The sequence below is a fragment of the Pseudoalteromonas piscicida genome (assembly GCF_000238315.3).
In the GTDB taxonomy this organism is placed as follows: domain Bacteria; phylum Pseudomonadota; class Gammaproteobacteria; order Enterobacterales; family Alteromonadaceae; genus Pseudoalteromonas; species Pseudoalteromonas piscicida.
On record NZ_CP011924.1, the window covers coordinates 4,055,831 to 4,078,216 of the forward strand.

Annotated in this window: 21 protein-coding genes and 2 pseudogenes; 18 read left to right on the forward strand and 5 right to left on the reverse strand. The window is 44.8% G+C overall.

Annotated features, from left to right (window positions below):
- Window positions 1–6: 6 nt before the first annotated feature.
- The 7 genes from PPIS_RS18395 (at window position 7) to PPIS_RS18425 (ending at window position 7,388) form a co-directional block, all read left to right on the forward strand.
- The gene (locus PPIS_RS18395; RefSeq protein ID WP_010377344.1) at window positions 7–858 is read left to right on the forward strand and encodes a RodZ domain-containing protein; all 852 of its coding nucleotides are present in this window, start codon (window positions 7–9) and stop codon (window positions 856–858) included.
- Between the two features lie 5 nt (window positions 859–863).
- The gene (gene ispG, locus PPIS_RS18400; protein WP_010377346.1) at window positions 864–1,982 is read left to right on the forward strand and encodes a flavodoxin-dependent (E)-4-hydroxy-3-methylbut-2-enyl-diphosphate synthase; all 1,119 of its coding nucleotides are present in this window, start codon (window positions 864–866) and stop codon (window positions 1,980–1,982) included.
- A 178-nt stretch (window positions 1,983–2,160) separates the two neighbouring features.
- Window positions 2,161–3,438 carry a histidine--tRNA ligase gene (hisS, locus tag PPIS_RS18405; RefSeq protein ID WP_010377348.1) on the forward strand — a complete coding sequence of 426 codons (1,278 nt, stop codon included), beginning with the start codon at window positions 2,161–2,163 and terminating at the stop codon, window positions 3,436–3,438.
- Between the two features lie 9 nt (window positions 3,439–3,447).
- On the forward strand, window positions 3,448–4,065 hold the full coding sequence (locus tag PPIS_RS18410) for a YfgM family protein (RefSeq protein WP_010377351.1): 618 nt from the start codon (window positions 3,448–3,450) through the stop codon (window positions 4,063–4,065).
- Between the two features lie 9 nt (window positions 4,066–4,074).
- Complete coding sequence (gene bamB, locus PPIS_RS18415; protein WP_010377353.1) at window positions 4,075–5,256, forward strand: outer membrane protein assembly factor BamB; 1,182 nt, start codon at window positions 4,075–4,077, stop codon at window positions 5,254–5,256.
- Window positions 5,257–5,330: 74 nt separating this feature from the next.
- Complete coding sequence (gene der, locus PPIS_RS18420; protein WP_010377355.1) at window positions 5,331–6,800, forward strand: ribosome biogenesis GTPase Der; 1,470 nt, start codon at window positions 5,331–5,333, stop codon at window positions 6,798–6,800.
- Between the two features lie 201 nt (window positions 6,801–7,001).
- On the forward strand, window positions 7,002–7,388 hold the full coding sequence (locus PPIS_RS18425) for a VOC family protein (RefSeq protein WP_010377356.1): 387 nt from the start codon (window positions 7,002–7,004) through the stop codon (window positions 7,386–7,388).
- A gap of 43 nt (window positions 7,389–7,431) precedes the next feature.
- On the opposite strand, the gene PPIS_RS18430 is transcribed toward PPIS_RS18425, so the two are convergent.
- The 4 genes and pseudogenes from PPIS_RS18430 to PPIS_RS18445 all read right to left on the reverse strand — a co-directional run bounded on the left by PPIS_RS18430 (window position 7,432) and on the right by PPIS_RS18445 (window position 9,376).
- Window positions 7,432–7,788, reverse strand: coding sequence for a DUF2750 domain-containing protein (locus PPIS_RS18430; protein ID WP_010605663.1), 357 nt, complete (start codon window positions 7,786–7,788; stop codon window positions 7,432–7,434).
- 11 nt (window positions 7,789–7,799) lie between these two features.
- Window positions 7,800–8,378: pseudogene (locus tag PPIS_RS18435) on the reverse strand (glutathione S-transferase family protein).
- A gap of 100 nt (window positions 8,379–8,478) precedes the next feature.
- Window positions 8,479–8,760 (reverse strand): peptidylprolyl isomerase, encoded by a 282-nt coding sequence (locus PPIS_RS18440; protein ID WP_010377362.1) that lies wholly within the window; start codon window positions 8,758–8,760, stop codon window positions 8,479–8,481.
- 64 nt (window positions 8,761–8,824) lie between these two features.
- Window positions 8,825–9,376, reverse strand: a complete 552-nt coding sequence (locus PPIS_RS18445) for a glutathione peroxidase (RefSeq protein WP_010377364.1) — start codon at window positions 9,374–9,376, stop codon at window positions 8,825–8,827.
- Between the two features lie 67 nt (window positions 9,377–9,443).
- Here PPIS_RS18445 and PPIS_RS18450 point away from each other — a divergent pair, with 67 nt between their 5' ends.
- The 3 genes from PPIS_RS18450 (at window position 9,444) to PPIS_RS18460 (ending at window position 13,340) form a co-directional block, all read left to right on the forward strand.
- Window positions 9,444–9,932 carry a GNAT family N-acetyltransferase gene (locus PPIS_RS18450; protein WP_010377366.1) on the forward strand — a complete coding sequence of 163 codons (489 nt, stop codon included), beginning with the start codon at window positions 9,444–9,446 and terminating at the stop codon, window positions 9,930–9,932.
- A gap of 149 nt (window positions 9,933–10,081) precedes the next feature.
- Window positions 10,082–12,049 (forward strand): sensor histidine kinase, encoded by a 1,968-nt coding sequence (locus PPIS_RS18455; protein ID WP_010377369.1) that lies wholly within the window; start codon window positions 10,082–10,084, stop codon window positions 12,047–12,049.
- A 157-nt stretch (window positions 12,050–12,206) separates the two neighbouring features.
- Window positions 12,207–13,340 (forward strand): response regulator, encoded by a 1,134-nt coding sequence (locus PPIS_RS18460; protein ID WP_010377372.1) that lies wholly within the window; start codon window positions 12,207–12,209, stop codon window positions 13,338–13,340.
- A gap of 144 nt (window positions 13,341–13,484) precedes the next feature.
- On the opposite strand, the gene queG is transcribed toward PPIS_RS18460, so the two are convergent.
- A complete protein-coding gene (queG, locus tag PPIS_RS18465) occupies window positions 13,485–14,618 on the reverse strand; it encodes a tRNA epoxyqueuosine(34) reductase QueG (RefSeq protein WP_010377373.1) in 1,134 nt (377 codons plus the stop codon).
- Window positions 14,619–14,629: 11 nt separating this feature from the next.
- Between queG and PPIS_RS18470 the strand changes: the two genes are divergently transcribed.
- The 8 genes and pseudogenes from PPIS_RS18470 (at window position 14,630) to hflX (ending at window position 22,372) form a co-directional block, all read left to right on the forward strand.
- Entirely contained in the window at window positions 14,630–16,114 is a 1,485-nt protein-coding gene (locus tag PPIS_RS18470; RefSeq protein WP_010377375.1) for a bifunctional ADP-dependent NAD(P)H-hydrate dehydratase/NAD(P)H-hydrate epimerase, read from the forward strand.
- On the forward strand, window positions 16,111–16,584 hold the full coding sequence (gene tsaE, locus PPIS_RS18475) for a tRNA (adenosine(37)-N6)-threonylcarbamoyltransferase complex ATPase subunit type 1 TsaE (protein ID WP_010377377.1): 474 nt from the start codon (window positions 16,111–16,113) through the stop codon (window positions 16,582–16,584). Before PPIS_RS18470 ends, tsaE begins: the two co-directional genes overlap by 4 nt.
- Window positions 16,577–17,920 (forward strand): N-acetylmuramoyl-L-alanine amidase, encoded by a 1,344-nt coding sequence (locus PPIS_RS18480; RefSeq protein ID WP_010377379.1) that lies wholly within the window; start codon window positions 16,577–16,579, stop codon window positions 17,918–17,920. Before tsaE ends, PPIS_RS18480 begins: the two co-directional genes overlap by 8 nt.
- Before the next feature lie 3 nt (window positions 17,921–17,923).
- Complete coding sequence (gene mutL, locus PPIS_RS18485) at window positions 17,924–19,150, forward strand: DNA mismatch repair endonuclease MutL (RefSeq protein WP_248694111.1); 1,227 nt, start codon at window positions 17,924–17,926, stop codon at window positions 19,148–19,150.
- Window positions 19,122–19,721: a hypothetical protein gene (locus PPIS_RS25835; protein ID WP_249031228.1), complete on the forward strand. Its 600-nt coding sequence runs from the start codon at window positions 19,122–19,124 to the stop codon at window positions 19,719–19,721. Before mutL ends, PPIS_RS25835 begins: the two co-directional genes overlap by 29 nt.
- A gap of 106 nt (window positions 19,722–19,827) precedes the next feature.
- Window positions 19,828–20,718: a tRNA (adenosine(37)-N6)-dimethylallyltransferase MiaA gene (miaA, locus tag PPIS_RS18490; protein WP_017217035.1), complete on the forward strand. Its 891-nt coding sequence runs from the start codon at window positions 19,828–19,830 to the stop codon at window positions 20,716–20,718.
- Between the two features lie 76 nt (window positions 20,719–20,794).
- Window positions 20,795–21,058, forward strand: a complete 264-nt coding sequence (gene hfq / locus PPIS_RS18495; protein ID WP_010377383.1) for an RNA chaperone Hfq — start codon at window positions 20,795–20,797, stop codon at window positions 21,056–21,058.
- A gap of 24 nt (window positions 21,059–21,082) precedes the next feature.
- Window positions 21,083–22,372 (forward strand): annotated as a pseudogene (gene hflX, locus PPIS_RS18500) (ribosome rescue GTPase HflX).
- Window positions 22,373–22,386 lie beyond the last annotated feature (14 nt).

The window sequence follows — 22,386 nt, forward strand, 5'->3', positions numbered from 1 at the left end:
CAAACAATGAAAGAGCAGGAAGCACCTGAACAAGAGCAGCCTTCACTCGGGCAAACTTTAGCAACGGCAAGACAAAATGCCGGGATCAGCTTTGCTGAAATTGAATCGCGCTTAAAGATGACCCATGCCCAACTTACCAAGCTCGAGCAGGATGACTATCAAGACCTAGGGCCTGAAACCTTTGTGCGTGGCTATATTAAAAATTACGCCGCGTTACTGGGGCTGAATCCGACGGAAGTACTGGCTAGATATCAATCTCCAGAATTGCCACCACAGAAAAAGCGGATGCAAAGCTTTTCTCGCCGCACTCATAAAGAAGCCCACGACAATCGCCTAATGATGGTGAGCTACATTGTGCTGGCTATCGTGCTGGGGTCGTCGGCATTTTGGTTTTGGCAGACCAGTAGCTCAGAACAAGAAGTGGTGCCCGAATCGCCGGTCACTCAGCTTGAGGCGCCAGTTGAAAATGTCACAACACCAAAGATTGATGAGTTAGCATTATCTACTGAGCAAAATAATGAGGCAGCCCCGCAAAGTGAGCCGCAAGCGAGCGAAGCGGAGGTTTCAGTGCCTGTTGAAGCGAAACCACAAGCGGCAAAACGAGACCCTGCATTGAGCACGGTAGTCATGCATTTCAACGAAGAAAGTTGGGTTGAAATGTTTGATGCAACACAAGAACGTGTTGCATTTGGTGTTAAAAAAGCGGGATATACCATGACAGTTGAAGGTAAGGCCCCTTTTTCTGTTATACTCGGCAAGCATCAGGCCGTAGAGGTCACGCTTGACGGTAAACCAGTGTCATTGCCTGCGTTTACTAAGAACCGTCTAGCTAAATTCAATTTACCGTTAACAGAGTAGTCAGCATGTTTTCAGAACCACCTATAAAGCGTAGAAAATCAACAAGGATCTATGTCGGTAATGTGCCTATTGGTGATGGCGCACCGATAGCTGTACAGTCTATGACGAATACCAATACTCTAGATGTTGATGCGACGGTGGCACAAATTAGAGCTATCCAAGACGCCGGAGCGGATATTGTCCGTGTTTCTGTGCCGACAATGGATGCAGCTGAAGCATTCAAAAGCATTAAAGAGCAAGTGGATATTCCACTCGTCACGGATATTCACTTCGATTATCGTATTGCATTACAAGTGGCTAAGTATGGCGCCGACTGCTTGCGGATAAACCCTGGGAATATTGGCAGTGAAGATCGTATTCGTGCAGTGATTGACGCGGCGGGTGAGCACAACATTCCAATTCGTATTGGCGTGAATGGCGGCTCACTAGAGCGCGATTTGCAAGAAAAGTATGGTGAACCAACACCTGAGGCCTTGCTTGAGTCTGCGATGCGACATGTCGAAATTCTTCAGCGCCATAACTTTGATCAGTTTAAAGTCTCGGTAAAAGCTTCCGACGTGTTTTTGGCCGTTGGCGCTTATCGTTTATTGGCAAAAGAAATTGATCAACCTCTGCACCTTGGGATCACCGAGGCGGGTGGTTTTAGAGCCGGTTCGGTTAAATCGGCAGTTGGTCTAGGGATGTTACTTGCTGAAGGGATTGGTGATACATTACGTGTTTCACTTGCGGCCGATCCGGTGCAAGAAATCAAAGTGGGTTTTGATATTCTAAAGTCACTGCGAATTCGTTCGCGCGGCATCAATTTTATTGCTTGCCCAAGTTGTTCACGCCAAGAGTTTGATGTAGTGAATACAATGAATCAGCTGGAAGAGCGATTAGAAGATATCGTCACACCAATTTCGGTGTCTGTGATTGGCTGCGTGGTAAATGGTCCTGGTGAAGCACTTGTCAGTGACTTGGGCCTTGCTGGCGCAAATCGTCGCTCAGGTCTTTATATCAATGGCGAGCGCCAAAAAACACGGATTGATAATGATGATATCGTCGCTCAATTAGAGTCTCAGATCCGAGAATATGTAGAGAAAAAAGAAAGTGAAGAAAAAATCGATGTAAAAATCATCGACTGACACCTGCGTAATCGTTAAGATAAGCGAATTTTCGCGCTTTCTCACGGCGTGCTAAACTGCACGACGATAAATGGCATTAAAGAAATAAAACCAATGCGATGAGGCTGTTTGAGCGCATTTAGTCAAAGACTCAAGCAGCATTAAATCGATTGGTGACAAATTTAAGTTAGGGTTTTCAGTGACTAAACAACTTCAGGCAATCCGTGGAATGAATGATTGTCTGCCAGGTGACACGCAAGTCTGGCAGAAAGTAGAATCGGTATTAAGAGAGACTGTAGCGGCATTTGGCTACCAAGAGATCCGTTTTCCAATCGTTGAGTCGACCGATCTGTTTAAACGCTCTATCGGTGAAGTGACCGATATCGTTGAAAAAGAGATGTATACCTTTGATGACCGCAATGGCGATAGCTTAACGCTACGTCCGGAAGGTACTGCTGTGTGCGTACGAGCGGGAAATCAAAATGGTTTGTTATACAACCAAGAGCAACGCCTTTGGTACATGGGGCCGATGTTCCGCCACGAAAGACCGCAAAAAGGCCGTTACCGTCAATTCCATCAATTTGGTGTTGAAACTTTTGGTATGGCAACACCAGATATTGATGCTGAAGTGATCCTAATGACGGCGCGCTTATGGCAGCAATTTGGTATTCAAGACCATGTAAAGCTTGAGCTCAATTCTTTGGGGTCAAATGAAGCGCGTGCTGAATATCGCGATGCTCTGATTGCATATCTGGAGCAACACAAAGAAGCGCTTGACGAAGACAGTTTGCGCCGTATGTATAGCAACCCACTGCGCGTGTTAGATAGCAAAAACCCAGAGGTGCAAGCTGTACTTGTTGATGCACCTAAGCTTTCTGAACACTTAGATCAGGAATCACGCGAACATTTTGCTAATTTGTGTGAACGTTTAGACGCAGCTGGCGTCGAATACCAAGTTAATGAAAAACTGGTACGAGGCCTAGATTACTACAACCGCACTGTATTTGAGTGGGTGACAACAAGCTTAGGTTCTCAAGGTACAGTATGTGCTGGCGGTCGCTACGATGGCTTGGTTGAGCAGCTTGGCGGCAAAGCAACGCCAGCCGTTGGTTTTGCTATGGGTATCGAGCGTTTAGTGTTGATGCTACAAACGCTGGAATGTGTGGGTGATATTCGTCGCAATGCTGACGTATATGTAGTTGCGATGGGTGACAAAGCGGCTATTCAAGCCCCTGTGGTTGCACAGCAATTACGAGATGATATTGCTGGCCTTCGCGTGATGGTTCATTGTGGCGGTGGCAACTTCAAGAAACAATTTAAACGTGCAGATAAAAGCGATGCTGTTATTGCGCTAGTGCTAGGCGAAGATGAACTCGCTGAAGGCAAAGTGACAGTGAAGTATCTGCGTGAAGAGAAAGAACAAATCACCTTACCACTTGCAGAAGTAAAAACGCTGTTAGCAGAGCTGGTAAGCTAAGAGGTTAGAATGGAAATTTATTCAACAGAAGAACAACAAGCAGAAGCAATAAAACGATTTTTCCGTGAAAATGGTACAACGATTGTGGTCGGTGCCGTGCTTGGTTTAGGTGGTCTGTATGGCTGGAAAGCGTATAACCAAAGCCAGATCGATAGCGCAGAAGCGGCATCGGAAGCATACACTCAGGTTGTTGAAAGTGACGATATACTAGCAAAAAGCGACGCCTTTGTTGCTGCAAATGCAGATTCTAACTACGCCGTGTTAGCGGCTTTCGTTGCTGCTAAAGAGGCAATTGACAAAGATGATCTTAAGCTAGCTGCCGAGAAGCTAACTTGGGCGGCTGACAATGTTGCCAACGCTGAACTAAAAGCAACGGCTTTATTAAGACTTGCACGTGTACAAGCGTCTCAGTCTCAATACGAACAAGCACTTGCAACACTGGCTAAGCCTATGCCAGAAGCGTTTAAGGCACAGCTTGCTGAGATCCAAGGTGATATTTACCTTGCTCAAGGCGATAAAGATAAAGCACGTAGTGCTTATCAATCGGCATTAGAAGCGGCGGAAGGCAATAGCAACCCTATGCTGCAAATTAAACTGGATGATCTTGCACAAAAGACAACGGTTTAAGGAGTTGCCATGAAGAAGTTAACGATGGCCTCATTGGCTTTATGTGTTGCAGCACTCACCGCTGGTTGTTCTTCTAGTGATGATGAAGAAGAGTTAAAACTCCCTGAGATCAACAATCAATTCGACGCCACTGTTGTTTGGCAAGAAGGGATTGGTGACGGGGTTGAGCACTACTTTTCGCGCTTATCTCCTGTAAGCTACCAGAACACTGTTTTTGCCGCTGCCCGTGAAGGTATAGTGACAGCGTTTGATACTGAAACAGGTAAAGAAAAGTGGCGAGTTGATGTTCGTGAGAATAAGAACTTTTGGCCATGGGAAGACAATGACAGTGCGAAGCTGTCAGGTGGGATCACACAAGCTTATGGCAAACTGTATGTTGGCTCTGAGCACGGACAGGTTTTTGCGCTTGACCGTGAAACCGGCGAAATAGTTTGGCGTAAGTCGGTACCGGGTGAAGCGCTTTCTGCGCCAGCTGCAGGCGATGGTCTTCTTTACGTTAACTTAGGTTCTGGCAAGCTGGTTGCGCTACACCCTGATACAGGTGAAGAGCGCTGGCACTATGAGCAAGAAGTCCCTGCGCTGACATTACGAGGCCTAAGCTCACCGACCAGCGCGAATGGTGGCGTATTAGTTGGCGAAGAAAGTGGTAAGTTAACAGCACTTATCGCTGAAAACGGTTTTACCGCATGGAGCTCGGATGTTGCAATTGCAAAAGGGGCCTCTGAGTTTGAACGTTTAGTTGATGTTGATACTAAACCCGTTGTAAGCGGCGCATATGTGTATTCTATCGCCTATAATGGTAAACTAGTCGCCATTGATGTGCGCAGCGGCAATGTGGTGTGGGATCGTGAGTACAGTAGTTACCGAGACCTCACACTCGATCTTGACGTAATTTATTTGGTTGATAGCGATGGCGTACTGTACGCACTAGACAAAAACTCAGGTATTGAACGTTGGACACAACCAGCTCTGCGCGGTTGGTATTTAACCGCTCCAACGGTTGCTGGCAACTACGTAGTGGTTGGCGATCAGGAAGGTAACTTACACTGGCTAGATAAGAGCTCTGGTGAGTTGGTATCGCGTACTGAGTTTGATAGTTCAGGTTTTTTCGTCGAACCGATTGTGGTTGATGGCAAAGTATTTGTTTACACGCGTGATGGTGAGCTTAGCGCAGTTCAAATTCCGCAGTAACTTTCTGAATTTTTGGATATTTTATGGGGCTTCGCTTTTGCGAAGCCTTTTGTTGTTTTTAAAAGAGGTAGTCTATGCTTCCTGTGATCGCTCTGGTTGGGCGACCTAATGTGGGTAAATCCACACTGTTTAATCGTTTAACACGTACTCGTGACGCGTTAGTTGCTGACTTTCCGGGTCTGACTCGCGACCGTAAATACGGCCAAGCAAACTATGAAGGCTACGAGTTTATTGTGGTAGACACGGGTGGTATCGATGGCTCTGAAGAAGGCATTGAAACTGAAATGGCCGAGCAGTCGCTGCTTGCAATTGAAGAAGCGGATATTGTGCTATTTTTGGTGGATGCGCGCGCAGGTATGACGGTTGCTGATCAAGCTATCGCGCAGCACCTTCGTAAACAACAGAAGAATTGCTTTGTTGTCGCCAATAAAACGGATGGCATTGATGCTGACTCCAATTGTGCTGAGTTTTATCAGCTAGCGCTCGGTGACGTTCAACAGATCGCCGCCGCGCACGGTCGTGGTGTTACTCAATTATTAGAGTTGACGCTACAACCGATTATCGCTGAGCTTACGGCTCAAGATGAAGAGCTTGAGAATGACGATGAAGATATCGCTGAGCTTTACCTTGAAGGTGAAGAAGCCGAAGACGGCAAAACAGGTTTTGAAGACAAGCCTGTTAAACTCGCGATTATCGGTCGTCCAAATGTAGGTAAGTCAACACTAACTAACCGTATTTTAGGTGAAGACCGCGTTATCGTTTACGATATGCCGGGTACGACGCGTGACTCAATTTACATTCCGATGACGCGCAATGATAAAGAGTACGTGTTAATCGACACCGCCGGTGTACGTAAGCGTAAGAAAGTCAGCGATGTCGTAGAGAAATTCTCGGTTATCAAAACACTACAAGCGATTGAAGATGCCAACGTGGTATTGCTCGTTGTAGACGCGCGCGAGGGGATCTCAGATCAAGACTTGAGCCTACTTGGTTTTGCGCTAAATGCGGGTCGCTCGTTGGTTATTGCGGTAAACAAATGGGATGGTCTTGATGATTATGTCAAAGAGCGTATCAAAACTGAGCTAGACAGACGACTGGGCTTTGTTGATTTTGCTCGTCTGCACTTTATCAGCGCATTACATGGTACAGGTGTTGGTCACTTGTTTGAGTCGATTGACGAAGCTTATGAATCCGCGACTAAGCGAGTAAGTACGGCAATGTTACGTCGTATTATGGATATGGCTCAAGCGGATCACCAGCCACCACTAGTTCGTGGACGCCGTGTGAAGCTTAAGTACGCACACGCAGGTGGTTATAACCCGCCGCGTATTGTTATCCACGGCAATATGGTGCACGAACTGCCAGATAGCTATAAGCGCTATTTGATGAACTACTATCGTAAAGCGCTTAATGTAATGGGTACGCCGATTAAGATTGAATTCCGCGAAGGGGATAACCCGTACGCTGGTCGTTCAAACAAAATGACGTTATCGCAAAAGCGTAAGCTTCGCGCATTCGCAAAAGAAAATCGCAATAAGTCGTAAGGCTTTTTGCGAGAATTTTAGCTCGACACCATTTGGTTAGTGTGTCGAGCTAAACATAAGTTCCACACCTATCCTACCAACTTCTGTTTACACCACCGACTATATTTAACCCCTGAACGCTCTTACTTTGTTTTACCTTGCCCAACATTTGTGCTTAAGTTATAGATAGTTACATTAGGTTTTATTGATAGTGAGGCTTAGGTGTTTGCTAAAACGGTGATTTATGTAGAAAGTGTTGAGGAAGTGCTGGATTTTTACTATCAAGCATTTGGCTTGAGCACTTTTGATATGACCGATGAAGGGGATTATGGTGAGTTAGACACAGGAGAAGTGAAACTCGCCTTTGCCAGTCACCCATTAGCCCAATCACAGTTTAGGCAAGACTATATTCGTTGCCATCCTAAACAGCCTGCACTTGGGTTTGAAATTACCATCAGCTGTGAAAATGTCCCTGAATGCTATGATAAGGCGGTAGCCGCTGGGGCAGAGCCATTAAGCTCACCAAACCAAAAGGGCAGAGTAACACAAGCTTATGTAAGAGCCATTGAAGGGACTTTAATTGCTTTGGTGTCAAAGCCGGGTGAATAGCGACACTCACAAGGGGTGAGTGTCACTTTGATGCGGTGTGCTTTTATTCGATATCGACAAGTAGTCTAGCAAGACCAACGGGCTCGATTTCAACACAAACGTTGTCATCATTCCAGTTTAGACCAACGAGTGCATCATCTTCTTTTAGGTCGAGTACCCATTCGTCAAGAAAACTTTCAACATCAATACTCATCGGTGAAAACTCACTCCACTCGTCGCGACATTGAGCTTGCGCTTTTTCTTCACTATCCCACAGCAATAACACATCTGTCTCGTCAAACTGGTTAGAGTCAACCACAACCATGCCACCGTCATCAGAGCTAAGTGCCCAAACGCTTTCAGTATTTTTTACTTGCTCAATAAACTCACTGACTTCTGAGCCAATTTCTTCTTCATTCATCATAGGTGTTCTCAATTTCGTGGATCAGTTTGCTGGGCGATTGCTTGGCTTTGCCAACGGCCATGAAATGCCATTAGGTTGGTGTAATCGCTCAGGTCGACGAGCTCTCTAAATAGAACCTAATCAATAAGGCAGTATAAACTGATTTGGAGATAATCACAGTGTAAAAACTCTTCTGTCACACACTCTTCATTGAGATAGTGCAGGGTATGACCAATTCGTTCCCGCTGTAGATTAAAAAATAGTTTATCTTGTTCAATATCGAAACCAGAGCGCTTACTAAGTAACAGTTCTACCAAAGAATCATTACAGGCATTAATAAGGATCAGCCAATTTTCTTGATCCCAACTGGGAAATGGAAGTTGATGTTTTTCACGGAGATAGCGAACAATCAGATTGGAATCACAAATAAGTTGTGCATCGTCAATTAAAAATGGGATCTTACGGGCAGGATTATGGCGAATAAGTTCGTCATGGCCTGCTTCGGAAAATATATCTATATGCTGGTAGCTCATTGGGAGCTGTTTAGCCGCGGCCCACATTCTAATTCGACGGGCGTATGGACTGGTGTTCGAACCGATAAGTTTCATGCCATCATTCCTTCAACTAAGTATCTTTTCGCTCATTTAGTAAATGTAGCGAGTTGGTATTAAGGAATGATGGCGAAGTGATTAACTTTTCGCAAGCGAATTAATCGCTACGACTGGTTACCTCAAGCAAGTGAAAACCAAACTGCGTTTGCACTGGCCCTTGTACTTGATTGATTGGGGCTGAAAAAACCACTTTATCGAATTCAGGCACCATCATGCCTGGTCCGAACTCACCTAGCGCACCACCATCTTGGCCCGACGGGCAATTGGAGTACTGCTTTGCGATTTCTGCGAAATCTTCCCCTGCTGCAATGCGTTCTTTGAGCTCCATGCATTGCGCTTCACTATCTACTAGGATGTGTCTTGCACTAGCGATTGCCATAATTTCTCCGATGATTATTTATTATTCATACTTTATTCTAATCTAGGTACGTTAAAAAATCAGCTTATCTAGGCAAGAGTTTTTCAATTTCGCTAGTAAGCTCGTCAGACATAGGTTTTGTGCGACTGTTAAAACGCTTAATTGTCTTCCGATCAGCTGACACTAAGTATTTGTAAAAATTCCAATTTGGAGAACTTGTTACTTCATTCAAATGTTGGAAAATGGGGTTGGCATCCGAGCCTCTAACTTCCGATGTCGCAAACATATTGAAGGTTACACCGTAGTTGATAAAGCATACTTTTGCAGTTTCCTTTTCGTCGTCTTCTTCTTGAAAAAAGTCATCAGAGGGAAAACCAAGAACAACAAGACCTTTATCTTGATATTTTTGATGTAGTTGCTCAAGCCCTTCAAACTGTCCGGTAAATCCACAGTTGCTGGCTGTATTTACGATGAGAAGCGGTTTGTCTTTAAATTCACATAGATTAAGTGAGTCATCAGAACGCAGTTTTCGCAGCTCAACATTGGTAAAATCATCACAGCTGGATGTCTTTGCATACGTGTTACTCGAGATTAGGAAACCAAGCGCTAAGCTCAGAATCGAAAGACTTTTTATCATCAGTGCTTTCCTTTTATTTATGTTATCTCTTATGATACGAAAATATTCGCTACCTTGATCAGCTTTCATGAATATTAGACTCGCTAAACCGCATGACCTTTGCGCCATTGTTGCCATTTACAACGAAACGATACCGAGCCGCCAAGTCACAGCGGATACGGAGCCCGTAAGCGTAGCACAAAAGCAAAGCTGGTTCGCCGCACATACGCAAAATCGCCCAATTTATGTGGTAGAGCAGGCGGATGAGGTAGTTGCATGGATAAGCTTTAGCAGCTTTTATGGACGTCCTGCCTACGATGGTACGGCTGAGGTGAGTATCTATCTTGCAAAAGCGGCACAAGGCCAAGGGTTAGGTAGTAAACTCATGGATTTTGCAGAGCAGCAAGCGCCGACCCTGTTTATTACAACGTTACTTGGCTTTATTTTTTCTCATAATCTCCCCAGTATCCGCTTGTTTGAAAAGCACGGTTATAAAAAGTGGGGAGAATTACCCAATGTCGCGGTTATGGATGGTAATCGCTATAGCTTGACGATTTTGGGCAAGTCTCTCGCATAGCTTTATACGCCGTTAGCCTTTGCGGTTTGAATTTTTTCGCTATGTGAATTTAGGTGTGGCGTCAAACATATCAAAATAGTGCTATTTTTTAGCGTCTTGTAATTCTTCTACTAAACTGGATCTCAGAATTATCGGTAAAGGATCTGGTTATGACGAATCGAGTGCTGATTATTGACAGCAGCAGTGTGCAAGCGATGCGAGTAAAGGTATTATTTGAGTTACTCGGTGGTGAGGTAGAGCATGTGCATTACCGGAGTCTGGAAGCAAATCTCGATTTTGATAAGTTTGATGTTGTTGTTATTGCTCATGGGGTGCCCGCCAGTAAGCTCCAAGCGTTATATCAACTGAGGAATCATGATAAGTTAGTGTTGCTGGCACCTAAACCCGATAATGCCGAGCACTTAAAATCTTTCAGTGAAATCAACCGGGCCTTGCCAAATGGCATTGTGATCTATCCTTTCTTTGCCAATAAAGATATTACTGGCTTACTTGAGCGCCTACTGGAAATTGGTTCTACTAATACCTTAGTGCTGCCCAAAGTGTTGCTGGTTGACCATCATACGCCTCGCCTAGAGACCTTAGCTAACGGTCTACGCGGAGCACAGCTTGCGGTGACGACCGCGACGACGCTTGATGAAGCGATGCAAGTTGCCGAGCGACACCCTGTTGATCTCCTTATTTGTGACTTTAATCTAGAAAAAGACACAGGCTTAGATGTGTTTAATAAAGTTCGTCAAGTGCATCACAATTGCCGCTGCTTATTGATGACTTCTCGGGTTAATCAAGTGGATATGTTAGAAGCCGTGCGTCAAGGGGTTGAGGACATTCTGATTAAACCGTTTGATGAGAGCGATTTATTACAAAGCCTACATAAATTATGGCAAACAGAGCTCTTAAGACGCCATAACCAAGAGTTGGTTGAGCGCCTACAGGATACGGTCGATGCCTTAATTGAACGCGATAGTCTGTTGCGTGTGATTTATAAACATACCCCGGATCCTATTATGCTGTTCAACCGTCAAGGCCATATTATTGAAGCAAATGACGCGTGTTGCGAATTGTTTGAGCTGACGGAAGAAGAGCTACAGCCACTCTCTATTTTTGAGCTATTTGATGAAATATCCGTGTCGCAATTACGCGATTTGATGAAGCATGTTGGTATGTTAAAGCATTTTAACTGTGAGCTGAGTCTGCCAAAAGCGGGTGAACGCAGTATTCCTTTGATGGGAACGTTTAACGAAATCGATCATCACGGTGATATGGCATTTGCGGTCATTTTTAAAAATGTCTCAAAGCTTAAAGAGCAGCAAGAAGTACTAGAAGAAACCAAAGAGTTGCTAGAGTTTGAAGTGCAAGCTCGAACGGCACAGTTACAAAAAGCCAAAGAGGCAGCGGAAGCGGCCAACCTCTCGAAATCTGAATTTTTAGCCAATATGTCCCATGAGTTGCGTACACCAATGCACTCTATATTAAGTTTTGCACGTTTCGGTTTAGATAAGCTAACGGCTCCTGAAGTGCCGGCGGACAAGCTCAAAAAGTATTTATCTCGTATCGAAACCAGTGGTGAGCGTCTATTGGTATTGCTTAACAATCTGCTTGATTTATCAAAGTTAGACGCAGGTCGGTTTCCATTTAACCCAAGCTTTCACAACCTCGTTAATGTGATCCAAAGCGGTATTGAAGATGTATCAGGCACTGCGCTTGAGAAAAAGATAAAAATCCGTTTCGAAAAGCCCGCTCAAGGCGTGATGACCTTTTGCGATCCGGAGCAAATGAATCAAGTGATCAGAAACTTATTGGGTAATGCGCTCAAGTTTAGCCCGGAGGGTAGTGAGGTGAGTGTACTGTTAAGCTGTAAAGATCAAGATATTCATATCAAGATTGCCGATCAAGGGGTTGGTATTCCGGATGACGAATTGGAACAGATCTTTGCCAAGTTTGTGCAAAGCAGTAAAACAGACAGTGGTGCTGGCGGCACGGGTTTAGGTCTTGCTATTTGTAAGGAATTTATTTTACTGCATAAAGGGCAGATTTACGCCGAGAATAATCCTGAGGGCGGAGCATGTATCAATGTGAGCCTGCCGTTAACAGAGCACCTTGAAAGTAACGCGGTGTAATTGTGGTAATTGGAAAGGCGTTGAGTAAGCGTCTATAAATAATGATAGAGCTTGTACTAATACAATCTGATTGGGAGCTGTTGAAGCACTGGTCTTAAGTTACCGTATTTTCCCCACAGTGCCTTTCCCATTGTGAATCGACGAAGGATATTCATTTATGGCTTTACGTAGAATCTTAGCAGTTGACGACGAACCATTTAATCTAGAAATCATTGAAGAGATTCTAGAAGACTTAGACTTTGAGTTAAAAACCGTTGAAAGCGGTCATGAATGTCTAGCTGTAGTCGAAGACTTTGACCCTCAAGTTATTTTACTTGATGTAAGCATGCCAAAAATGAGCGGTTATGAGGTATGTAAGGCGATTAAAGCCAATCCAAACACACAGCATATTATCGTTATGTTTGTGTCGGCAAGGGGCTCTGTTGAAGAGCGCATGGAAGGCTACTCAATGGGAGCTGAAGATTATATTGTTAAGCCATTTGGCCAAGGTGAACTAAAAGCCAAGCTCACGCACTTGAATCAAATGCTACTAGAAAAAGATATTCTGGCTCAGCAAATTGAAGATGCAACCTCCACAGCATTTAGCGCCATGGCTAATAGCAGTGAAATGGGGCAAATCGTTACCTACATCGAGCAAATCGGTGAAATAGAAACAATCCCACGACTGGCGGAAGCTTTATGTCAATGTCTAAAGGGACTGGGACTTAATTGTAATGTTGAGGTTCGGCTTGAGGGACAAAAGCATCACTTTGCAACTACGGGAATTTGCTCACCTATCGTCATTGAATTATTTGAGATCTTACACACCAAAGGGCGATTACATGAATTTACTAACCGCATATTGGTTAACTATCCATTTTTGAGTATTTTAATCCTCAATATGCCGGGAGACGATCCTGATAAACACGGTAGATTGCGGGATCATATTTGCTTTATTGCCAGTGTAACGGAGCAACAGTTAATTGCTATTTCCACTAAACGCAAGCTGGTACAGCAACACGAAGATTTGGAAGAAGCGATAAAGATGGTGCAAGGTAAATTTAATAGCATGGTGTCGCTGCTTGATAGAAATCGTCAAGAAAACGAAAAAGTGTTCCGTTCATTACAAGAGTTATTTGAAGAGCGCATTCCGACAATGGGTCTAGACGAAGATCAGGAGATGTTTATCTATCAAAACGTCGATAAAGCGATTCAAAGCTCAGTCGCACGGGAAGAAAGTGTGCGAGAAGTGAAAACTGCTTTCCATGATATTGAAGAAGACTTAAAACTACTCTCGCGACGCTCAGAATAGCAACCCTACTTTCCAATACCGCCGTAGGTCGCGCTTTAGCGCGACTTCTTTAGCTTTTATAGCGCAGCTTTTTTATCGTGATTCTCTCAACTTATTTGACCGTAGGTCGTGCTTTAGCGCGACTTCTTTATCGCGACAAATCCGCTAAGCGTCTCGTGGCAAGCCCTTTTCAATAATGCGGATCAGCCTTGCTTTCTTGCGTTCATGTTGGTCTGACTTTTGTCTTTGTTGCTCCAACGCCCAGTCGATATGCTCGATAACAAGGGGAGTTGCACTCTGACGCTTATCTTCCAGTGCTATAACGATAGCTTCATCGTATTGTGCATTGCCAAGGCCAACGGCTAAGTTTCGCAGCCAACGTTCATGTCCAATCCGGCGAATGGGGCTACCTTCGGTATTTTTCAAAAATGTTGCTTCATCCCAAGCAAATAAGCTCAATAATTGCTGATCTTTAAGTTGAGTTCGCGGCAAAAAGTCGGCTTCTTCCGTTATTTGACCATAGCGATTCCATGGGCAGACTAACTGGCAATCATCACAACCGTATATCCGATTCCCCATTTTTGCCCTAAATTCCTCTGGGATAGCGCCTTGAAGCTCTATAGTGAGATAAGAAATACAGCGTCTCGCATCGACGACATAAGGTTCTACGATGGCGCCGGTGGGGCATAAAGTTAGGCAGGCGGTACAACGGCCGCAACCTTCTTCTTGGTTTGGTTTATCAATGGGAAGAGGAATATCAACAAACAGCTCACCCAAGAAAAACCAAGAACCCGCCTGCTTATTAATCACTAGACTGTTTTTTCCACGCCAGCCAAGTCCTGCTTTTTCTGCAATTTGTCGCTCTAGTACAGGGGCTGAATCGACAAAAGGACGAAACCCTAACGTGCCGACTTCTTGCTCAATCTTTTGTCCGAGCTGCTTTAGCTTGTTGCGCATTACTTTATGATAGTCTCGACCTAATGCATAACGAGAGATGTAGGCGGTGGTTTTGTTACCAAGCGCTCTGGCAAAGCTGGCATCGGGTGGCAGGTAGTTCATTTTCACCGAAATAATGCGCTGAGTGCCAGGAACCAGCTCAGCGGGGCGGGCACGCTTCATTCCATGCGCCGCCATATACGCCATTTCACCATGATAGCCTGCGTCTAACCAGCGCTGAAGTTGCGCTTCATGCTCGCGTAAATCAATGTCGGTTATACCGACTTCTGCAAAGCCAAGTTCTTGGCCCCATTGCTTAATTTGTGCTGCAAGTTCACTATAATTGATATTATCGGTCGTCACGGGAAGAAATAATGGCTAATGAATACACGGACAATTTACCACAATTTGCTTATTCAGCCCAACAAGTGCAGCAATATGAAGCAAAAGCCGCTAAGTTATCAGGCACTGATCTAAGTACCTTAATGCAACGAGCTGGGACCGCTGCATTTCGCTTTATTGAAAACAGCCAGCCCAAATCCAGCCATGTCTTAATTATCACAGGTAAAGGCAATAATGCAGGAGACGGTTTTGTCGTCGCTCAATTATGTCAGCAGGCTGGGTTTTCCGTCACCGTGTTTGCGTTATTTGCACCCGAAAGCTTAACGGGCGATGCGCAGCAGGCATTTTCTCAATACCAAGGTGCATTGGTTTTTTCTTTAAACGATGCAGAGTTAAGTCAGTTTTCGGTTGTGGTTGATGGTGTGTTCGGCACCGGTTTTAGAGGTGAGTTGCCTGAGCATGTTTGCCTTTGTTTTGACAGAATAAATAAACTGCCGGTTACTAGGTTGGCACTTGATGTACCGAGCGGTATAAATGCCACAACAGGAGAAGTTGCATCTAGTGCATTTTTAGCTACCGAAACCATTACCTTTATCGCATTAAAACAGGGCTTACTTAGCGGCTCAGCTAAGCGTTTTGTAGGAACGTTATTGTTAGCCGACTTGGATGTTGGTGAAGCATTCAAAACTCTAGTAACGCCAACATCTAATTACTTAAATCATCAAACGTTCATGGCAGCAAGGCCACTGCGAGCACTAGATAGCTATAAAAATGCACATGGTCATGTGTTACTTATTGGCGGTAATCGTGGTATGGCTGGGGCAATTCGATTGGCAGCAGAAGCCGCTCTGCGAGCAGGGGCAGGCCTTGTATCGGTAGCGACTCATCCTGATAATATCGCGAGCGTCTTACAGGGGCGCTTTGAATTAATGGTGCACGGTGTTGAGAGTGCGAATGAGTTATCGTCACTGATGAAAAAAGCCAGTGTGATAGTGCTTGGTCCCGGTCTTGGTCAAGACGCTTGGGCCAAAGCACTTTTCAACTGTGCGATGGTAACTGAATTGCCGATGGTTGTAGATGCTGATGGACTCAATTGTTTAGCGTATGCTCCGAGACGAAAATCAAACTGGGTGTTAACGCCTCACCTTGGTGAAGCAAGACGATTATTAAGTCACTTAGAGGCATCGCTAAATGAAAATGACCGCTTCGCGGTGGCTAAAAAAATTAGCCATGAATATGGCGCCGTTACGGTACTAAAAGGGCCGGGCAGTTTGATATCTGAAGGTGAGCGGATAAATATTAATCGTTCAGGCTGTGCTGGAATGGCGAGTGCTGGGATGGGCGATGTTTTATCTGGTATCATAGGCGGTTTAATTGCCCAAGGGGTGGAAGCATTTGCTGCAACAAACCTAGCCGTGTATATTCATGGTTTAGCTGTCGAGCAGGCCGCCCAAGATGGCGAAAAAGGTATGTTGGCCGGGGATTTATTCGAACATATTCGAGGTATTTTAGGGTGACGACAGGTCATATGAAATTCGATTTGGCTGATGAGCCAGCAACAGTTGCCATGGGTAATAAAATTGCCAATGTTATTCGTCAAGGTGCGGTACTTTTTTTACACGGTGATTTAGGCGCAGGTAAAACCACGCTCACTCGCGGTATTGTGCAAAGCCTTGGTCATTCAGGTAAGGTAAAAAGTCCAACTTATACCTTAGTTGAACCTTATGAACTGGATGATGTCTCAATATATCATTTTGATTTATATCGATTAGGTTCGCCTGAAGAGCTCGAATACATGGGGATCCGGGATTACTTTGAAAGTAATGCTATCTGTGTTGTTGAGTGGCCTGAAAAAGGTGAAGGCTTTATTCCAAACCCAGATATAGACGTCACAATGCAGTATGCTGGTGATGGCCGTCAAATTACACTTGAGGCCAAGTCTAGCCGCGGCGAGGCACTATTAAAACAATTACAAGATTATGCGTAATCAGCCGACTATCAGTTATATTTTCATTTTTATCTGCATGCTCTTAACGAGCATGCACAGCATTGCCCAAAACGCCATCGAAAGTGTGCGTGTTTGGCCCTCTCCAGAAAGCACTCGTATTGTTTTTGATATGAGCGATAAGCCGGATTACAGCTATTTTGTGCTGAAAAATCCGCTGCGCTTAGTGATCGACCTTGAAAACACTAAGCAACAAAAAGACTTTCCGAGTATTCCTGACGAACATCGCGTTGTAAAGAAAGTGCGTCACAGCAAGCCGAAGAATAGCAATTCTGCACGGATTGTTGTGGAGCTAAGTCGCAGCGCTACGCCAAAAATCTTTGCGTTAGCACCAACCGGTCCGTATAAAAACCGACTAGTCGTTGATTTGTATGGTAAGCAGATGAGCGCTTATGACGATACAAAAACTGCCACGCCACGAAAAACACTGGCGCAAGACAGAGATATTGTCATCGCCATCGATGCGGGTCATGGCGGTGAAGATCCGGGTTCCATTGGACCTTCAGGTACTTATGAAAAGCTCGTAACCATTCAAATTGCGAAGCGTTTAGCACGCTTAGTCGATAGCCAGCCGGGGATGAGCGCAAAGCTTATTCGTACTGGCGATTATTACCTTAAGTTGAATACGAGAACCGCAAGAGCGCGCGAAAGAAAAGCGGATTTCTTTGTGTCTATTCACGCAGACGCCTTCACCAGCCCTCAACCACGCGGTGCGTCGGTCTGGGTGTTATCACTGCGCAGAGCAAATTCTGAAATAGGTAAGTGGCTAGAAGACAAAGAAAAACACTCACAGTTATTAGGTGGGGCTGCCGATTTAATTAAAGATACGGCCAACGAAAAATATTTAGCCAAAGCGCTACTTGATATGTCGATGGAACATTCGATGAAAACTGGGTTTCAGGTCGCAGAAGAAGTCGTCAAAGAGCTGAAAAAAGTGGCAAAAATGCACAAAAGCAGGCCGCAAGCTGCAAACTTTGGGGTACTAAAATCACCAGATATACCTTCTATTCTGGTGGAAACTGGCTTTATTTCAAACCCTCAAGAAGAAAAACTATTAATGTCTCCGCATTACCAAGAGCGTTTAGCTCGGGCTATTTTTAGTTCGATAAAAGGCTATTATGAAAAAAATCCACCGGATAACTCGCTATTTGCGCGTATGCAATCCAATAAGCCGGTAACGCATAAAGTAAAAAGTGGCGAGTCATTGAGTGTGCTGGCTAGCCGTTATGGCATTACGGTCAGTGAATTGAAAAAAGCAAATAACCTGAAAAACAATACCTTGTTTATTGGGCAAGTCTTAACTATTCCAAAAGCGTAAATGATGACGATAGAAATACTTCCAGCTCGGTTAGCCAACCAAATCGCAGCCGGTGAGGTGGTGGAGCGGCCAGCGTCCGTTGTGAAAGAGCTGGTGGAAAACAGTATTGATGCTGGTGCGACGCGCATTCAAATAGATATTGAGCGTGGAGGACACAAGCTTATTCGGATCCGTGATAATGGTATTGGCATTGTTAAAGATGAGCTGATGTTGGCGCTTTCTCGCCACGCGACAAGTAAACTGAAAAGCTTGGATGATCTGGAGTGTATTGCTTCGCTTGGCTTTCGAGGTGAGGCGCTGGCATCCATCAGTTCAGTATCGCGACTGACTCTGAGCTCTAAACCTCAAGCGCAAGAAACTGCTTGGCAGGCTTTCGCCGAAGGGCGAGATATGGCTGTGCAGGTTCAACCTACCGCGCACCCAGACGGTACCACCATTGAAGTCAAAGATCTGTTTTTCAACACGCCTGCGCGCAGGAAATTTCTACGTACTGAAAAAACTGAGTTTAGCCATATCGATGAGCTGGTTAAGCGTATTGCATTGAGTCGTTTTGATGTTGCCATCACGCTCACTCATAACCAAAAGGTGGTTCGCCAATATCGCCCTCGCACTATTGAAAAAGGGGTTGAGCGAGTTGCGCAAGTTTGTGGTAAAGCATTCTTACAGCAAGCAAGCTTTATCGACTCAGGGCATGAGGGACTGAGGTTATTCGGTTGGGTGTTACCTGCAGGGGTCAACAACGGCACACAATATACCTACGTGAATGGTCGTATGATGCGAGATAAGCTCATCTTGCATGCTATTCGCCAAGCATTTGATGAATCAATCGGGCATGAAGAGCTTCCCGGTTTTGTCATATATCTTGAGTTAGATCCGAGACAAGTTGACGTTAATGTCCATCCCGCGAAACACGAAGTTCGCTTCCATCAAGCGCGCTTGGTTCACGACTTTATCGTACAAGCAATAAAGCAGGTCGCGACGGAGCAAATTGATTTACCTTGTGCAAGCGAGACCGAGACTCAAGCACCTGATATCGCATCGCCATTATTTACGCCCCAAGAACAGGTAGATGAAACCTATCATCAAAGTTACCGTTCAACCTTACAGCCCGAAACGCAACCACAGGCCTATTCGGCTCCAAGTACCTTCGGCGAACGCACTGAGGCTTCAAGAGTAGCCTTAGGTGGCGGTCGAAGTAATTATGGCGGTGCAACACTTCGATCAAATTGAAGAAGCTGCATTACCGTCAAGTGAAGCAAGTAGTGTCCCGATATCAGCCAGTAAATCTAGCTGGATGTTGTTGCCGCAAGGCAAAGTCATGCTTGAGCAAGACAATCAGTTGTTGTTTGGTGATTGTAGGCTGGGGCTGTTGCCATATTGGCAAATGCAAATTGAGCAAGATGGCACACTGCAAGGCAAAGCGCTGTTGTTACCCGTGCGCATCAAGTTAGATAAAGCGGCGCTGGAAGCATTGCAGCAGCGTGAAACTTGGTTGGCAATTTTAGGGTTTGCGATTGAAGTTTTTGATGGCCATATTTTAGTTAAAAAGTTGCCAGTGTCGCTCTATAGCATAGATGTTGGTGAAATTTCTAAGCAGATGATGGAACCAAGCTCAGATGCTGAACTCCAAGATTGGTTACAGTGGCTAGAAGTCTCAACACCCAGTAGCTATTTCGATAGCCAGCATTTTGATTTAGTTAAAGAAAAATTACTTTCAAAAGCCTCATGTTTGGCTCGTATTCATAAAAGTGCGGTTACAATTGATGCCCAGAAGTTGGTCAGTTTTTTAAGTTCGCAGTAATTCGTGCCTAAGTAGGTATTAATTACCATGTACTATCAGCTATAATACGAGATTAGTGCAGTTTATTAGTAGGTTAGATGTGAACAAGTTACCTGTCATTACCCTAATGGGACCGACAGCAGCGGGCAAAACCGCATTGGCCATAGAGTTATGCCAAGCGTTAAATACCGAAATCATCAGTGTAGACTCGGCGTTAGTGTACAAAGGGATGGATATCGGTACGGCAAAGCCGAGCGCACAAGAGCAAGCACAGGCACCGCATCACCTAATTGATATTATTGACCCTGCACAAAGCTATTCGGTTGCTGAGTTTCGTGCTGATGCTATTAAACTAATTGATGATTTTCATCAGCGTGGCAAGGTGCCAATTTTAGTCGGTGGCACGATGATGTACTTTAAAGGCTTGATTGAAGGCCTGTCGCCATTACCAGAGGCTGATGCTGAAATCAGAGCGGTATTGGAGCGCGAAGCCGAACAAAAGGGTTGGCCTGCGCTGCATCAACAGTTAAAAGAGATTGACTCAGAAGCCGCGGCTAAAATCAGCGAAAACGATTCGCAACGCATCAACCGCGCTTTGGAAGTTTATCGCATTAGTGGTAAAACGATGACTCAATTGCAGCAAAGCAAACAGGATGCATTGCCATATCAGTTTCATCAATTTGCGATTGCGCCAAATGACCGAAAAGTCTTACATGAGCGTATAGAGAAAAGATTTAAAATAATGTTGGATGAAGGCTTTAAAAATGAAGTTTTGGCCTTATATCAACGTAAAGATTTACACCCTGATTTGCCTTCTATTCGCTGTGTCGGATATCGGCAAATGTGGGAGTATTTAGCTGGCGAGTGCGATTATAACGAAATGGTTTTCAAAGGCGTCGCAGCGACCAGACAACTGGCGAAGCGGCAATTAACTTGGCTGAGGGGGTGGCAAGATGTGACTTGGCTTGACACCGATAGTCAAGAAAACTTGCAACGTGTTCTAACTTCGCTAAGCTAATAGTAGTTGTTAAATCAGCGTGTTCTGATTAAATCAACGACCTGACATAATAACACCTAAAACGAAGGATAAGAAAATGGCAAAAGGCCAATCTTTACAAGACCCATTTTTGAATGTCTTGCGTCGTGAGCGCATTCCTGTCTCAATTTTTTTAGTGAATGGCATTAAATTACAGGGCAAGATCCAGTCATTTGACCAATTTGTGATTTTGCTTGAAAACACAGTAAACCAAATGGTTTACAAACACGCCATCTCCACTGTGGTTCCAGCTCGTGCGGTTAACTTCCAAAATGCAACCGGAAGTGAAGCGGGCGACCAAGGTGAAGAAGGTAATTATTAATTCTTATTAGTAGGAGCTTAATGCTTGTTTGACCGTTATGAAGCCGGCGAACAGGCAGTCTTGGTTCATATAGAATTTCCTCACGAAGGAGATCGCGAAGATCTACGTGAATTGGAAATGCTAGTTTCTTCTGCTGGTGTTAGTAGTGTGGCGGTTGTGCAAGGCAGCCGTCAAGCACCACATGCAAAGTTGTTTGTCGGAACGGGTAAAGCTGAAGAAATTGCCGAGATTGTCAACATCCACAACGCAGATGTCATCATATTTAACCACCAACTCAGTCCCTCACAAGAGCGCAATTTAGAACGCGTTTGTAAGTGCCGAGTGTTAGATAGGACAACGCTGATCTTAGATATTTTTGCGCAAAGAGCCCGTACCCACGAAGGTAAATTGCAGGTTGAGCTTGCTCAGCTAAGGCATATCTCTACGCGCTTAATTCGAGGATGGACGCACTTAGAAAGGCAAAAAGGGGGGATCGGCTTACGTGGTCCTGGTGAAACCCAATTAGAAACCGATAGACGGTTACTAAGAGAGCGAATTAAGAGTATTCGTAAACGATTAGACAAGGTAGCCGTTGTGCGTGAGTAAGGGCGTCGAGCGCGTAGTCGTAACGAGATCCCAACTGTTTCTCTGGTAGGCTACACCAATGCGGGTAAATCGACGCTGTTTAACAAAATTACGGATGCGGATGTATATGCTGCGGACCAATTGTTCGCAACGCTTGATCCTACGCTAAGAAAAATAGAAATCGATGATGTTGGCCCCGTTATCTTAGCAGATACAGTAGGTTTTATTCGTCATTTACCTCATGACTTGGTAGCAGCATTTAAGGCGACTTTAACAGAGACTCGTGAGGCAGATTTACAGCTTCATGTCATCGATGTTGCAGATCCGAGAAGAAAAGAAAACATAGAACAGGTACAATTGGTTCTAGAGGAAATTGAAGCCAATGACATTCCTCAACTTTTAGTCTACAACAAAATTGATCTAATGGACGAAGTTGCGCCTAGAATAGATAGGGACGATGAAGGAAAACCGATCAGAGTGTGGTTAAGTGCCCACTCTGGAGAAGGGATTTCGTTGTTATTCGACGCCGTTAAAGAGTTGTTGGCAAAAACCGTTTTCACAGCTGAGCTTGCTGTCCCTCCTGCGCTTGGGCGTTTACGAGGTGCGCTATTTGAGCTTAATGCCGTGGATGAAAAAGGCTACGACGAGCAAGGCAACTGGCTTGTTTCGGTAAGAATGCCAAAAATCGAATGGGAAAAGCTCAATAAGGAATTCGGGCGAAATCTCAATGATTTGGTCGTTGGTAGTTAAAAATCGTCAATTTC